This window comes from Micromonospora sp. DT229 (assembly GCF_049844505.1).
Classification (GTDB): domain Bacteria; phylum Actinomycetota; class Actinomycetes; order Mycobacteriales; family Micromonosporaceae; genus Micromonospora.
Map to the genome: position 1 here is coordinate 148,499 of NZ_JBNCLD010000003.1, position 13,849 is coordinate 162,347.

General features: G+C 72.8%; 15 protein-coding genes. 9 read left to right on the forward strand and 6 right to left on the reverse strand.

Going from position 1 to position 13,849, the window contains the following annotated elements:
* Positions 1-3 precede the first annotated feature (3 nt).
* The 3 genes from ACLQ2T_RS06160 to ACLQ2T_RS06170 are packed head-to-tail and all read left to right on the forward strand — an operon-like array spanning position 4 to position 3,046.
* On the forward strand, positions 4-1,146 hold the full coding sequence (locus ACLQ2T_RS06160) for a cystathionine gamma-lyase (protein ID WP_425765004.1): 1,143 nt from the start codon (positions 4-6) through the stop codon (positions 1,144-1,146).
* Entirely contained in the window at positions 1,143-1,961 is an 819-nt protein-coding gene (locus tag ACLQ2T_RS06165) for a putative protein N(5)-glutamine methyltransferase (RefSeq protein ID WP_425765005.1), read from the forward strand. The genes ACLQ2T_RS06160 and ACLQ2T_RS06165 overlap by 4 nt, the downstream gene beginning before the upstream one ends.
* Positions 1,962-1,999: 38 nt before the next feature.
* The gene (locus ACLQ2T_RS06170) at positions 2,000-3,046 is read left to right on the forward strand and encodes an ROK family protein (RefSeq protein WP_425765006.1); all 1,047 of its coding nucleotides are present in this window, start codon (positions 2,000-2,002) and stop codon (positions 3,044-3,046) included.
* A gap of 27 nt (positions 3,047-3,073) precedes the next feature.
* Here the strand turns inward: ACLQ2T_RS06170 and ACLQ2T_RS06175 are convergent, their stop codons facing one another.
* From ACLQ2T_RS06175 to ACLQ2T_RS06185, 3 genes are all read right to left on the reverse strand, one after another.
* Complete coding sequence (locus ACLQ2T_RS06175) at positions 3,074-3,703, reverse strand: hypothetical protein (protein WP_425765007.1); 630 nt, start codon at positions 3,701-3,703, stop codon at positions 3,074-3,076.
* 170 nt (positions 3,704-3,873) lie between these two features.
* A complete protein-coding gene (locus ACLQ2T_RS06180) occupies positions 3,874-4,074 on the reverse strand; it encodes a DUF397 domain-containing protein (protein ID WP_425765008.1) in 201 nt (66 codons plus the stop codon).
* The gene (locus tag ACLQ2T_RS06185) at positions 4,074-4,922 is read right to left on the reverse strand and encodes a helix-turn-helix domain-containing protein (RefSeq protein ID WP_425765009.1); all 849 of its coding nucleotides are present in this window, start codon (positions 4,920-4,922) and stop codon (positions 4,074-4,076) included. The genes ACLQ2T_RS06180 and ACLQ2T_RS06185 overlap by 1 nt, the downstream gene beginning before the upstream one ends.
* 225 nt (positions 4,923-5,147) lie before the next feature.
* Between ACLQ2T_RS06185 and ACLQ2T_RS06190 the strand changes: the two genes are divergently transcribed.
* Both ACLQ2T_RS06190 and ACLQ2T_RS06195 read left to right on the forward strand, forming a co-directional pair.
* Positions 5,148-5,480: a hypothetical protein gene (locus ACLQ2T_RS06190; protein ID WP_425765010.1), complete on the forward strand. Its 333-nt coding sequence runs from the start codon at positions 5,148-5,150 to the stop codon at positions 5,478-5,480.
* Between the two features lie 110 nt (positions 5,481-5,590).
* On the forward strand, positions 5,591-6,697 hold the full coding sequence (locus ACLQ2T_RS06195) for a D-alanine--D-alanine ligase family protein (protein ID WP_425765011.1): 1,107 nt from the start codon (positions 5,591-5,593) through the stop codon (positions 6,695-6,697).
* 16 nt (positions 6,698-6,713) lie between these two features.
* On the opposite strand, the gene ACLQ2T_RS06200 is transcribed toward ACLQ2T_RS06195, so the two are convergent.
* Entirely contained in the window at positions 6,714-7,334 is a 621-nt protein-coding gene (locus tag ACLQ2T_RS06200; protein ID WP_425765012.1) for a DUF3515 family protein, read from the reverse strand.
* Positions 7,335-7,568, reverse strand: coding sequence for an Lrp/AsnC ligand binding domain-containing protein (locus ACLQ2T_RS06205; protein WP_013732068.1), 234 nt, complete (start codon positions 7,566-7,568; stop codon positions 7,335-7,337).
* 168 nt (positions 7,569-7,736) lie between these two features.
* On the opposite strand from ACLQ2T_RS06205, the gene ACLQ2T_RS06210 reads away from it, so the two are divergent.
* Together ACLQ2T_RS06210 and ACLQ2T_RS06215 are read left to right on the forward strand one after the other, a co-directional pair.
* On the forward strand, positions 7,737-8,675 hold the full coding sequence (locus tag ACLQ2T_RS06210; protein ID WP_425765013.1) for a thiamine-phosphate kinase: 939 nt from the start codon (positions 7,737-7,739) through the stop codon (positions 8,673-8,675).
* Between the two features lie 62 nt (positions 8,676-8,737).
* Complete coding sequence (locus tag ACLQ2T_RS06215; RefSeq protein WP_425765014.1) at positions 8,738-9,205, forward strand: GNAT family N-acetyltransferase; 468 nt, start codon at positions 8,738-8,740, stop codon at positions 9,203-9,205.
* A 147-nt stretch (positions 9,206-9,352) separates the two neighbouring features.
* Here ACLQ2T_RS06215 and rpmB read toward each other — a convergent pair whose 3' ends face one another.
* Complete coding sequence (rpmB, locus tag ACLQ2T_RS06220; RefSeq protein WP_007075181.1) at positions 9,353-9,544, reverse strand: 50S ribosomal protein L28; 192 nt, start codon at positions 9,542-9,544, stop codon at positions 9,353-9,355.
* Between the two features lie 232 nt (positions 9,545-9,776).
* Here rpmB and ACLQ2T_RS06225 point away from each other — a divergent pair, with 232 nt between their 5' ends.
* Positions 9,777-11,390, forward strand: coding sequence for a DAK2 domain-containing protein (locus ACLQ2T_RS06225; protein ID WP_425765015.1), 1,614 nt, complete (start codon positions 9,777-9,779; stop codon positions 11,388-11,390).
* Positions 11,387-13,585 (forward strand): ATP-dependent DNA helicase RecG, encoded by a 2,199-nt coding sequence (gene recG / locus ACLQ2T_RS06230; protein ID WP_425765016.1) that lies wholly within the window; start codon positions 11,387-11,389, stop codon positions 13,583-13,585. The genes ACLQ2T_RS06225 and recG overlap by 4 nt, the downstream gene beginning before the upstream one ends.
* The last annotated feature ends 264 nt before the right edge of the window (positions 13,586-13,849 follow it).

Here is a 13,849-nt window from a genome sequence, read left to right on the forward strand (position 1 = left end):
CGGATGAGCGAGGGCGGGTTCGCGCAGCGGCCTGCGGCCGACGGTGACGGCACCCGGTGTGTACGGGCCGGGCTGCCCGCCCCGGAACCGGGCCAGCCCTTCCTGCCGGGGCCGGTCTTCGCCGCGCCGTACCATCTCGACCCCCGGCACGGGCCGGAGGCGGTGGCGAACGGGTACGGACGCCCGGACAACCCCACCCGACGGCTGCTGGAGGCGGCGATCGGCGAGCTGGAGGGCGGCGAGTGTCGGGTCTTCGCCAGCGGCCAGGCGGCCATCACCGGGCTGCTGCTGGGGCTGCTGCGCGCCGGTGACACCGTGGTGCTGCCGGCCGACGGATACTTCCCGGTCCGGGCCTTCGCCACCGACACCCTGGCCGGCAACGGCGTACGGGTGTTGCTGGCACCGACCGTCGGGCCGTACCCCTCCTTCGAGGGGGTACGGCTGGTGCTGGTGGAGACCCCGGCCAACCCGGGACTGGACGTGGTGGACCTGCCGGCGCTGGCCGAGCGGGTGCACGCCGCCGGTGCCCTGCTGGCGGTGGACAACACCACCGCCACCCCCCTCGGGCAACGTCCCCTGGATCTCGGCGCCGACCTGGTGGTCGCCTCCGGCACCAAGGCCCTGACCGGGCACTCCGATCTGCTGCTGGGCTACCTGGCCACCCGGTCACCGGAGCTGGTGCAGCGGTTCACCGCCTGGCGTACGGCCACCGGGGCGGTGCCCGGGGCCTTCGACGCCTGGCTGGCGCACCGCTCGCTGGCCACCCTCGACCTGCGCCTGGCCCGGCAGACCGCCAACGCCGAGGCCCTGGCCGGGCTGCTGGCGGCCCGTGCCGACGTGACCGGGTTGCGGTGGCCGGGCCTGCCGGAGGATCCGGCCCACCCGGTGGCCTCGCGTCAGCTGCGGCGGATGCCGGGGGTGCTCTCCTTCGATCTGGGTACCGCCGAGCGGGTGGCCCGCTTCCTGGAGGCGGCCCGGCTGGTCGGTGCGGCCACCTCCTTCGGCGGCCTGCACAGCACGGCGGACCGGCGGGCCCAGTGGGGTGACGACACCGCACCGGGTTTCGTCCGGCTCTCCTGCGGGGTGGAGGACACCGCCGATCTGATCGCCGACGTGTCGGCCGCCCTGGACGCCGCCGCTAGATGATCGACGTCTCCTCGGCGGTACGGGACGCCACGGTCGACCGGCTCCGCCGGGCCGGCTGCGTCTGGGCCGAGGACGAGGCCCGGCTGCTGGTAGAGGCGGTCGAGAGCCGGCAGACCCTGGCCGCGCTGGTCGACCGGCGGGTGGCCGGGCAACCGCTGGAGTACCTGCTGGGCTGGGCGGAGTTCTGCGGCGAACGGATCACGGTCGTACCCGGGGTCTTCGTGCCGCGGGCGCGTACCGCCCTGCTGGTCTCGGCGGCCGTGGCGGTGACCGGGCCGGCCGCCAGGGTGGTCGAGCTCTGCTGTGGCTCCGGCGCCCTCACCCGGGCCCTGGCGCGGCGGCTGAGTGCCCCGAGGTTGCTGGCGGCGGCTGATGTGGACCCCGCCGCGGTGGCCTGTGCCCGCCGCAACCTGGCCGAGTTGGCCGTGCCGGTCCGCACCGGTGACCTGTTCGAGGCCCTGCCGGGGGCCTGGCGGGGCAGCCTGGATCTGGTGGTGGCGAACGCGCCGTACGTGCCGAGCGCCGCCCTGGACCTGCTGCCGGCCGAGTCGCGCCGATACGAGGCCCCGGTGGCCCTGGACGGTGGGCCGGACGGGTTGGCGGTGCTGCGCCGCCTGGCTGCGGACGCGGCGAGCTGGCTGGCACCGGGCGGGAACCTGGTGGTGGAGGTCGGTGCAACCCAGGTCGACCCGCTGGCGACCGTACTGCGGGAGGCCGGACTGATCCCGACGACCGTCCGCGACGAGTCGCTGGGGGCCACCGCGATGACGGCCCACCGGCCGGTCGACATGGCGGGTCGCGGGTTGGAGAACTAGCCTCACGTCAGAGCGGATCGGTGGGAGGCGGTTGGCGGGTGGCTGGCACAACGGTGGTCGTGGGCATCGACAACGGCGGTACGAACAACAACGCCACAGTGCTCACGGCCGATGGGCGGTTCCTGGTCGACCATCTGGTGGAGACGCCCAGCGAGGTACGCGCCGGACCGGAGGCCGCCGTCGAGGCGATGGCCGGTTCCTTCGCGGAGGTCCTGGCCCTGACCGGGGTGTCCCGCGACCAGGTGCAGGCCGTCGGGCTGGACACTCCCGGTCCGGCCAGCGCCACCGGGGTGATCTCCTCGAAGGGGTCGACGAACTTCTCCCAGCCGGCCTGGCGGGGCCACGACATCCGCAGTGCCCTGGAACGCCGGCTCGGGCTGCCGGTGGTCTACCACAACGACGGCAACGCCGCCGCCCTCTACGCCCACCACGTCCACTTCGGCGCCGAGGCCATGCAGCGGTCATCCGTGTCGGCGATCGTGGGCACCGGGCTGGGCGGTGGTCTGGTCGAGCATGGCCGGGTGGTCGCCGGGGCGGCGGGGATGGCCGGTGAGCTGGGGCATGTGCACATTCCACTGACGCAGGTGCTGGCCGCCGACCAACCGGTGCCGACCTGCGCCTGTGGCTTCGCCGGTGACGTGGAGTCGGTCGCCTCGCTGACCGCGATCGAGCGCAACCTGCTGCCGTACTGGCTGACCCGGTTTCCGGACCATCCGCTGGCCGACGAGCCGCCGTCCCGGGCGGCGAAGCTGGTGCGTGGCTACGGCGAGCGGGGCGACGAGATGGCCCGGGAGATCTTCGCCCAACAGGCGAGGGCCCTGGGGGCACTGTTCACCATCGCGGCCAACTTCACCGACCCCCATGCGTACTTCGTCGGGGGTGGGGTGGTGGAGACCGGCCCGGAGTTCCGGGACTGGTTCCTGGCGACCGTACGCGAGCACACCGCGTTGCGCGACGAGCAGGCCGCCCTGGCCACCTTCGCGCTGGTGCCGGACCGTGACATGGCCGGGGCCCGAGGTGCCGCCCTGGCCGCCCTGGCGACGGTACGCGCCCTGCCGACCCCGCCGCCGCTGGTCGGCGGCTGACGACTGTCCACCATCAGTGGCCCTCGGTCAGCGCAGTTGGACATCCGTCAGGACGGGGAAGCTGTACCACCGCACCGAGAAGGGCTCGGCGGAAGCGGGGGACACCGGGAAGACGCCCCACGTGTCGATCGACTCTCCCGGGGCGACGGTGATGCTCTCGCCGGGCCGTTCCGCGGCACACCAGGTGTCGGTCGGGTGCACGGTGCGGCCGTCGGCCATGATCAGCGCGGAGGAGGTCAGGTCCTTCTCGCGGGTGGGGCAGGCCAACGGCCACGGCAGCGGCGAGTCGTTGCGGTACCTGAAGGTGAGCCGTACCGTGCCGTCGGCGGTCTCGGCGGTGGTCAACGTGAGGGTTGACGTCGACTGCTGGTAGACCGGCCGGTCGATTCGGTAGGTCTGCCGTGGGGTGTTCGCCGGGGTCTGCGGGACGGCCCCTCCGCCACGGGCGGGGCCCCGCTCCGCCGGGGTTTCCGGACTCCGCCCCGCCCCGGTTTCCGGACTCCGGTCCGTTGCGGTTCCCGGACTCCGGTCCGTTGCGGCCCGGATGGACGGTGATTCGCTCCGCCCGGCCAGGTAGTAGCCCGCGAGTGAGCCGATGAGGGCGAGAGCGGCCGTCGACACGACGACGGCGATCAGGAGGCCATATCTGCTCCGCACACGGACTCCCGGCTGTTGGGCGGCTACGTCGGCGGTGAAGGTAGCACCGGCGGGAGACCGGGTGAACACCGACGAGCGCGGGGCTGACCGGGCCGGCGGTGCCCTTGACCGGCCCGGTCAGCGGTTCCGGGTGTGCAGGTGACTGTCGGGCAGGGGGAGACCGACGGGGGTCAACGCACCGGCGGTGCCCCGGCGAAGGCGGTCCAGGCGGCCGGGGCGAACAACAGCAGCGGACCCTGCGGGTCCTTGGAGTCGCGTACGGCCACCCTGCCCGGTGCGACCCCCACCTCCACGCAGGCGCCCTCGTCGCCGCTGTGGCTGCTCTTGCGCCAGCCGGCCACCGCCGGGGTGGCGTTGGTCGTCGGTGTCATCAGCTACGTCCCTTCAGGATCGTGACCAGTTCGTCGCGGCTGGCCGCCGGGCTGAGCGCGACCGTCCGCAGGTGTTCCATGATCCTGGTGCAGGTGCGCAGGTCTCCGGGCCGGTCGAGGATCATCTGACCGGCCACCGTCTCCACCGAGGCGATGATCGGATCCTCCGGATCGGCGAACTCGAGGATGTGCAGCGAGCCCCGGGTGCCCCGGTGGTAGCCGGCAGCCAACGGGATCAGCTGCACGGTGATGTTCGGCAACTCGCTCATCTTGAGCAGGTGTCGCAGTTGCCCCTGCATGGTGGCCGTGTCGCCGACCGGGCGCAGCAGCGCGGCCTCGTCGATGATCGCGTCGAAGATCGGGGGTTCGTCACCGGTGAGTCGCTGCTGCCGATCCAGCCGCAGGTGGACCCGCTCCTCCACATCGTTGTCACTGAGGGTGTGCGGGCCGCCCCGCATCACCCCCCGGATGTAGTCGGCGGTCTGCAACAGGCCGGGCACCACCGATGGCTCGAAGTTGGCGATGCCGGTGGCCTCGGCCTCCAGGGCGATGAAGTCGATGGTGCGCCGGTCCAGCAGGTACGAGTAGGACACCCACCAGCCGGGCTTGCGGGCGTCCTTGGCCAGCGCGACGGCTGCCGCGACCTCGTCCGCCCCGACCCCGTAGAGGGTGAGCAGCGCGCGTACGGTGGCCGGGCTGACCAGGGTCTGCGCGTTCTCGTAGCGGGACAGGGTGCTGCGGGTGCTGTTGATCTCGTCCGCGGCGACTTCGAGGGTCAGGCCGGCGGCCTCACGGTGCTGACGCAGGGCGATGCCCAGCCGGCGGGCACGGGCGGTCTTCGGAGCCATGAATCGATGATCGCACATATTTGGGACTGTGTACATGAGAAAACGTCTGCGGGAGTTGCATTTACAACCGTGATGGTGTCAGGCTGTCATCAAGTCCTCACCATCGGTTGTCGTGGCGACGGTGATGGTGAGTGACCGGAGGGGATGGGGCGCGCGGCGGTCGGGTTATTCCCCCTACCCGGCCGCCGCGTGCCGTGCCATGAGTCCGTACCGGAAAGGGGGGCGATGTGTGCAGCGGCTCTCGGGCGATCTCGCAGCGGCCACGACGGACCCGGGCGGCGGCCGGTGACCCGCTTCCTGGTCGTACTGACCGATGTCCGGCCGGATGTCGTCGGTGGACGCGACGAACGAACCGCCCCCGAGCGTCGCCGCCAGGTGGTCGGGGCGAGTAGCCGGGAGGCCGCCGAACGGATCGCCGGCGCCTTCATGGCCCTGGGTATGGTGCGGGCCGGTCGGCAGCGGGTCAAGGTGCTCGCGATCGGCCGACGACATGCTCTGGGGCGGGGGAGCCGTCCGGTCGGCCGCCCGCCTGATTACCCACCGCATGGTGATGATTGACCGGATGCGCCTGACCCGACTTCTCGCAGGGTATCGGCTACCGGTTGTGGCCACGCACAGTAAGGTCATCCGGGGAAGCGCCAGCAGCGCGTCCCGGAAAGGTGACCGCAGTGAGCACCCCAGGCAAGACCCGCGTGGCGATCGTCTTCGGCGGCCGTAGCCCGGAACACGGCATCTCCTGTGTCAGTGCCGGCAGCGTGCTCGGCGCCCTGGACCCGGACGAGTTCGAGGTGGTGCCGGTCGGCATCACCCGAGCGGGCCAGTGGGTGCTCACCGACGGGGATCCCACCGGCTTGTCGATCAACGCGCGCAGCCTGCCGGAGATCACCGCCGAGTCCGGTCAGGACATCGTGCTGCGGGCCGACCCGACCGGCGGCGGCCTGCTGGTGCTGGACCCCACCGAAGGGCCCCGGGCACTGGCCGATGTGGACGTGGTCTTCCCGGTGCTGCATGGCGCCTACGGCGAGGACGGCACCATCCAGGGCATGTTGGAGATGGCCGGCATCCCGTACGTGGGGGCCAAGGTGTTCGCCTCCGCCGCCGCGATGGACAAGGAGTTCACCAAGAAGCTCTGCGCCGCCGAGGGCATCCCGGTCGGCCCGTACGCGGTGCTGCGCAGCGGCATGACCCTGAGCGAGCAGGACAAGCAGCGGCTGGGGCTGCCGGTCTTCGTCAAGCCCTCCCGGGCCGGATCTTCCTTCGGGATCAGCAAGGTCACCGACTGGGCGGACCTGGACGCCGCGGTCGCCGCCGCCCGGAAGATCGACAGCAAGGTACTGGTCGAGGCGGCCATCGTCGGCCGGGAGATCGAGTGCGGGGTGCTGGAGGGCGAGGCCGGCGGCATGCCCGAGGCCTCCGTGCTGGCCGAGGTGCGAGTGGTCGGCGACTACGAATTCTACGACTTCGAGGCCAAGTACATCGACGCGGAGTCGGCCTGCGAGTACGACGTCCCCGCCGACCTGCCCGACCGGGTGGCCCGGCAGGTACGCGACTACTCCGTGCGGGCCTTCACCGCGCTGGACTGCGCCGGACTGGCCCGGGCCGACTTCTTCGTCACCCCGGAGCTGGACGTCTACCTCAACGAGATCAACACCATGCCGGGGTTCACCCCGACCTCGATGTTCCCCCGGATGTGGGCGGCCTCCGGACTGGAGTACCCGAAGCTGGTCGACCGGCTGATCCGTACCGCCCTGCTGCACGGCCCCGGGCAGTACTGACCGGCCGAGGCTTCGATCAGGAGGTGCAGCCGGACGGGACCGAACCCGCCGACGGGACCGAGGCGACGACCGTCGTGGCGATCGGGGCGGCCCACTGCAACGCCTCGCCGTAGAAGTGCGGCACCCGTACGGTCACCGGGGCCTCCCGGTCCAGGGTGGTCAGCACGGTGGCGTCGACCTGCTCCACCGCGTGCCAGCACACTGCGTTGACCAGGTAGACATGGTCGGTGGGGGTCACCTCGGGCTCGGTGCCACCGCAGGCCACCGTCACGGCCGGATCACCGTAGGCGGCGTTCTGCTCCGGCCCGGCGCTCACCGGCCGCTGCGGCAGGTCGCGGATCGAGGCGGGCAACTGCGACAGCAGGGCACGGCAGACCGTCGCCGGTCGCTCGGCCAGCGCCGGGGCGGCCATCTCGACCGGTGCGGTGGACTGCGGCCGGGGCGAGGTCGGCGAAGGGGAGGCCGTGGGGGTCGAATCCTGCGGAGCCAGGTTGACGAAGGCCAGGGTGCCGACCAGCAGGGCCACCGGCAGGGCCACGGCCGTGGCGACCAGGGCCGCGGTGCGGCTGGTCCGGTCGGTCCCTCTCGGGGCGCCCTTCTCGCTGGTCTCGGCGGGAGATTCGGACACGGTGCCCACTTACAACCGCACCACCGAACACGTGAGGGTCCGGGTGATTCCGGGCACCATCTGCACGTTGCTGACGATGAGTTTGCCGAGCTCGTCGACGGTGTTCGCCTCGGTGAGCACGACCACGTCGTACGGCCCGGTCACCGCGTCGACCCGGACCACGCCGGGGAGATCCGCGATGAGACCGGCCACGTCACGCGCCCGGCCGACCTCTGTCTGGATGAGGATGTACGCCTGTACCACGACTCGACCTCCCTCCGTCGCCGCCTGCCAGACGGCCTGAAGGGAGAAAGTACCTTACGGACCAGGTGTGATCCCTATCGGCGGCCGAGGAGAAGCGGTGAGCGAGCGTACCTTCAGGTTCGGCGGCGTGGCCCCACACGTCGCCGCGGAGCGTGGCGGAGTGGCGGAGTGAGTGTCGCGGGGATCGGGGAGTTCGGCCTGATCGACCGGGTCACCGCCCGGTTGTCCTACGGATCGACCGTGCTGCTCGGGCCCGGTGACGACGCGGCCGTGGTCGCCGCACCGGACTCCCGGGTGGTCGCCTCCACCGACGTGCTGGTGGAGGGGCGGCACTTCCGCCGGGACTGGTCCGAGGCGTACGACATCGGTCGTCGGGCGGCGGCGGCCAACCTGGCCGACGTGGCGGCGATGGGGGCGGAGCCGACCGCCCTGCTGGTGGCCCTCTGCGTGCCGACGGACATCGAGACCGGCTGGGTCGAGCATCTGGCCGACGGCATCGGTGCCGAGGCGGCCGGGGTGGGCGCCAGCGTGGTCGGTGGGGACATGTCGGCCAGCCCCACCCTGACCATCGCGGTCACCGCCCTGGGTGACCTGGCCGGTCGGCCCCCGGTGACCCGGTCCGGCGCCCGACCGGGCGACCTGGTGGCTCTGGCCGGGCGCACCGGCTACGCCGCGGCCGGGTTCACCGTGCTCTCCCGTGGCTTCCGCACCCCCCGGCTGCTGGTCGAGGCGTACCGGCGGCCGGAGGTGCCCTATGCGGCCGGTCCGGTGGCCGCCCGGCTCGGCGCCACCGCCATGATCGACATCTCGGACGGGTTGCTCGCCGACCTGGGACACGTGGCCAGGGCCAGCGGGGTGGCCGTCGACCTGAGCCGGGAGGCCTTCGAGGTGCCACCGCAGATGCGCGACGCCGCCCAGGCCCTCGGGGTCGACCCGTACGCCTGGTTGCTGGCCGGTGGTGACGACCATGCGCTGGCCGCGACCTTCCCGCCGGGGGTGGTGCTGCCGGACGGTTGGCGTCCGATCGGTCGGGTGGCCGAGGGCCGTGGGGTGACCGTGGACGGGGCACCCTTCGACGGCTCGGCCGGCTGGGACCATTTCCGCTGAGCCCCTGCCCAGGTCCCCTGGTCGACGGCGGTGCGGGGGTGGGCTGGTCGTACGCTGAACCGGTGCAGCAGATCGAGATCCACGTGGTGCCGTTCGACTCTCCGGTGGCGCAGCGACTGATCACCTCCGCGCTGGCCGACCTGGGCGCCCGGTACGGCGGTGACGGCGACGAGACCCCGGTCGAGGCCGGCGAGTTCACCCCGCCGAACGGCACCTTCCTGGTCGCCCACCTGGACGGTGAACCGGTCGGCTGCGGTGGCTGGCGCAGCCACGGCAGCGACGGGGAGACGGCCGAGTTGAAGCGGATGTACACCGCCCCGCAGGCCCGTGGTCGGGGGGTGGCCCGTACGGTGCTGGCCGCCATCGAACGCTCCGCCCGTGAGCAGGGCCGCAAGCGGATCATCCTGGAGTGCGGGGACCGGCAGCCCGAGGCGATCGCGATGTACACCTCGGCCGGCTACGAGCGCATCCCCAACTTCGGCTACTACGCCGCCGAGCCCGGCTGCCTCTCCTTCGGCCGCACCCTCTGACCGGTACGCAAGGGCCCCTTCTCAACGCCGGTGATGGCGGAAGGGGCCCCTTTCTCGACACCCTGCTGGGCGGTCGGCGGACACGACGACGCCGGCGGGCCATCGAGGCCCGCCGGCGATGCAGATCGTGGTGCCGGTGCTACCGCGTCAGGCGCGGGTGACCTTGCCCGCCTTGATGCAGGAGGTGCAGACCTTCAGCTTCTTGGTCGTGCCGCCACCGGCCGGGGTACGCACCGACTGGATGTTCGGGTTCCAGCGGCGGTTGGTCCGCCGGTGCGAGTGGGACACGTTGTGGCCGAAGCCCGGTCCCTTGCCACAGACGTCGCACACGCTAGCCACGGGATACTCCTGGGATTGAAACGTTCATGAGGTCGCCGCCAGGCGATGCCCGGGCAACCTGGCCAGGTTACCCGATGGTGAAAGCCCTCGCCCAACCGGGCTCGGCAGCAAGGCCACCGTCGGCGGCCCGGTCCAGGGAGCCGACCACGACGCAGGCCCCGCTGGTCACCGGAGCGTACCGGACACGCCGGCCCGCCAGCGACTGTCAGGGTACGCCAGTAGGCTTCCCAGCGTGCTGGACACCCTCGATGCCGCCGCCGTGCGCCGCTGGTGCGCCAGCGGGCTGGCCACGCTGAAGCGGCACCAGGGGGAGATCGACGACCTGAACGTCTATCCGGTGCCCGACGGCGACACCGGCACCAACCTGGTGCTGACCCTCACCTCGGCGCAGCAGGCCCTGGCGATGGATCTCGACACGGTCGCCGACGGCGCCTCCACCCCACACGGGCACGCCCTGCGGCTGATGGCCCGTGGGGCCCTGCTCGGCGCCCGAGGCAACTCCGGGGTGATCCTGTCGCAGATCCTGCGGGGCTTCGCGGATGCCCTGGCCACCACCCCGAGGGTCGAGGGCCCGGAGCTGGCCGCCGCCCTGCGTGCCGCCACCACCGCGGCCTACGCGGCCGTCACCCGGCCGGTGGAGGGCACCCTGCTCTCCGTGGTCGCCGCTGCCGCCGAGGCGGCCGAGCAGGCCGACAGCCCTCAGTTGCGGGTCGTCGCCCGGGAGGCGGCGGGCGCCGCCGCCCAGGCCCTGGCGCGTACGCCGGAGCAGTTGCCCGCCCTGGCCCGCGCCGGGGTGGTCGACGCCGGTGGGCGTGGGCTGTGCCTGCTGCTGGACGCCCTGGTCGAGGTGGTCACCGGAGAGAGCCCGCAGCGCCCCGAGCCGCCGCCGGCCACCCCGTCCCGGAGGGTGCCGCCGCCGGCCACGGCCACCCGGGAGACCGGTTCCCCGGAGTACGCCTACGAGGTGCAGTTCCTGCTCGACGCCGAGGCCGAGGCGGTCGGCCGGATGCGGGACACCCTGGCCGCCCTGGGTGACTCGCTGGTGGTGGTCGGCGACGAGGGCACCTGGCAGGTCCATGTGCATGTCAACGACGTCGGAGCGGCGATCGAGGCCGGAGTGGTCGCCGGTCGCCCGTACCAGATCTCGGTGACCCGCTTCGCCGACCAGGTCCCGCCGGCGCCGGTCCGCGCGCCGGACGGTCGGGCCGCCGTGGTGGTCGCCGCCGGGGCCGGGATCGCCGAACTGCTCACCCGGGAGGGGGCGGTGGTGGTGCCCGGCAACCCCTCCACCGGGGAACTGTTGGAGGCGGTGTTCGGCACCGGGGCGGCCCGGGTGGTGGTGCTGCCCAACGACCCGGACGCGCAGGCGGTGGCGAACCAGGTCGCCGAGGAGGCACACCGGTCCGGGGTCAAGGTCAGCGTGGTGCCCACCCGCTCTCCGGTGCAGGCGCTGGCCGCCCTGGCCGTACGCGATCCCCGACGACGCTTCGAGGACGACGTGATCGCGATGGCGGAGGCCGCCGGAGCCTGCCGGTACGCCGAGGTCGTGCACGCCGGGCGCGACGCGCTGACCGTCGCCGGTCCCTGCCGGGCCGGAGACGTGCTGGCCCTGGTCGAGGGGGAGGTGCATCTGATCGGCGTCGACCTGGTCGACACCTGTATGGCGCTGGTCGACCGGCTGCTGGGTGGCGGCGGTGAACTGGTGACCCTGCTCGTCGGGGCGGATGCGCCGGACGGGCTGACCGACGCGGTGTCCACCCACATCGCCCGGCGCTGGCCCTTCGTCGAGGTGCAGGCCTACCCGGGCGGGCAGCCGCGCTATCCGTTGCTGGTGGGTGTCGAATGACCGCAGAACCGTCCACCGTGGACACGCCCCTGGCCAAGCTGGTCGGGGAGAAGACCGCCAAGGCGCTGGCCGGGCATCTGGACCTGCACACCGCGGGTGACCTGATCTACCACTTCCCGCGCCGCTACGACGAGCGCGGCGAGCACACCGACATCCGGGCCCTGGACGTCGGTGAGCAGGTCACCGTGCTGGCCCAGGTGCAGCGCACCGCCGTACGCCCGATGCGACAGCGCCGGGGCAACCTGCTGGAGGTCACCGTCGGTGACGGCTCCGGGGGCAGCCTCACCCTCACCTTCTTCGGTAACCAGGCCTGGCGCGAGCGGGAACTGCGGCCCGGCCGGTGGGGGCTGTTCGCCGGCAAGGTCACCGATTTCCGGGGCCGACGACAGCTCAACGGGCCGGAGTACGTCCTGCTCGGCGATCAGACCGACGGGGAGGCGGCGGCCAGCGAGCAGATCGAGGAGTTCGCCGGGGCCCTCATCCCGGTCTACCCGGCCGCCGCGGCCGTACCGACCTGGGTGATCGCCCGCTGCGTACGGGTGGTGCTGGACACGGTGGCACCCCCGGAGGACCCGTTGCCGGCGGGGGTACGGGCCGGCCGGAACCTGGTCGGCCTGGGCAGCGCCCTGCGGGAGATCCACCGGCCGTCCAGCCGGGAGGAGCTGTACCGGGCCCGTCGGCGGTTGAAGTGGGACGAGGCCTTCGCCGTGCAGCTGACCCTGGTGCGGCGGAAGCACCAGGCTGCCGCCTCACCCGCCCGGGCCCGGCCGCCCCGGGCGGACGGCCTGCTGGCGGCCTTCGACGCCCGGCTGCCGTACGAGCTGACCGGCGGCCAGCGCGAGGTCGGTGCCGAGATCGCCGCCGACCTGGCCACCGGCCATCCGATGCACCGGCTGTTGCAGGGGGAGGTGGGCTCCGGCAAGACCGTGGTGGCCCTGCGCGCCATGCTCCAGGTGGTCGACGCGGGCGGGCAGGCCGCGCTGCTGGCCCCGACGGAGGTGCTCGCCGCCCAGCACTACCGGGGCATCCTCGACCTGCTCGGCCCGCTGGCCCAGGCCGGTGAGCTGGGCGCCGCCGAGCACGCCACCCGGGTCGAGCTGGTCACCGGCTCCCTGGGGGCGGCGGCCCGGCGGCGGGCCCTGGCCGAGGTCGCCGGCGGCGCCGCCGGCATCGTGCTGGGCACCCACGCCCTGCTGTACGAGGGGGTCGACTTCGCCGACCTGGGTCTGGTGGTCGTCGACGAACAGCACCGGTTCGGGGTGGAGCAACGCGACGCCCTGCGGGCCAAGGCGGAGCAGCCCCCGCACGTGCTGGTCATGACCGCCACGCCGATCCCTCGTACGGTGGCCATGACGGTCTACGGCGACCTGGAGATCTCCACCCTGTCCCAGCTGCCCCGGGGCCGCTCACCGATCGCCTCCCATGTGGTGCCGGCCGCCGAGAAACCGGCCTTCCTGGACCGGGCCTGGCGTCGACTGCGCGAGGAGGTCGCCGCCGGCCATCAGGCGTACGTCGTCTGCCCGCGCATCGGTGAGGCCACCGCCGAGGAGGAGCCTCCGGCGGTGGACGACAACGGTCGACGCCCGCCCCTGGCGGTGACCGAGGTGGCCCCGCTGCTGGCCGAGGGGCCACTGCGCGGGCTGCGCATCGGGGTGCTGCACGGTCGGCTGCCGGCCGACGAGAAGGACGCGGTCATGCGCTCCTTCGCCGGTGGGGAGCTGGACGTCCTGGTGGCCACCACGGTGGTCGAGGTCGGGGTGGACGTACCCAACGCGACCATGATGGTGGTGCTGGACGCCGACCGGTTCGGGGTCTCCCAGCTGCACCAGTTGCGGGGCCGGGTGGGCCGGGGCAGCGCACCCGGGCTCTGCCTGCTGGTCACCGAGGCGACCGAGGGCAGCAGTGCTCGGGAACGGCTGGACGCGGTGGCCTCCACCACTGACGGGTTCAAGCTGGCCGAGCTGGATCTGGAGCAGCGGCGCGAGGGTGACGTGCTGGGGGCCGCCCAGTCCGGGCGACGGTCCCACCTGCGACTGCTGTCCCTGCTCCGCGACGCCGATCTGATCCGGGACGCCCGGGCGGAGGCCATCACCATGGTCGAACAGGATCCGGAGCTGTCCCGGCAACCGGCCCTGGCCGCCTCGGTGGCGGCCCTGGTCGACGCCGACCGCGCCGAGTACCTCGAAAAGGGCTGACCCACCCCGCTCGACCGGCTTCCCGGGCCCGAACGCCTCAGGAATCCACCGCTCACCCCGCCCACCATGATCGTGCTCGATCCAGGATCGAGTGGCATCAGCCTCGTTCGGAGGGCACTCGATCCGGGATCGAGTGCCCTCGTCCGGCGGAAGGCCCTGGACGCCTCGCGCAGGTGGGCGGAGCACGCTCGGGCGGGGAGGCCGAAGGCGCGTCGACCGGGTGGTCGACGCGCCTTCGGGTCAGGGTGTCCTCAGTGCGGGGAG

Excerpts from the sequence above, each read along its gene's own strand:
- ACLQ2T_RS06160 (WP_425765004.1), top strand. The coding sequence starts at position 4 with ATGAGCGAGGGCGGGTTCGCGCAGCGGCCTGCGGCCGACGGTGACGGC.
- ACLQ2T_RS06165 (WP_425765005.1), top strand. The coding sequence starts at position 1,143 with ATGATCGACGTCTCCTCGGCGGTACGGGACGCCACGGTCGACCGGCTC.
- ACLQ2T_RS06180 (WP_425765008.1), bottom strand. The coding sequence starts at position 4,074 with ATGACACCGACGACCAACGCCACCCCGGCGGTGGCCGGCTGGCGCAAG.
- ACLQ2T_RS06185 (WP_425765009.1), bottom strand. The coding sequence starts at position 4,922 with ATGGCTCCGAAGACCGCCCGTGCCCGCCGGCTGGGCATCGCCCTGCGT.
- ACLQ2T_RS06190 (WP_425765010.1), top strand. The coding sequence starts at position 5,148 with ATGTGTGCAGCGGCTCTCGGGCGATCTCGCAGCGGCCACGACGGACCC.
- recG (WP_425765016.1), top strand. The coding sequence starts at position 11,387 with ATGACCGCAGAACCGTCCACCGTGGACACGCCCCTGGCCAAGCTGGTC.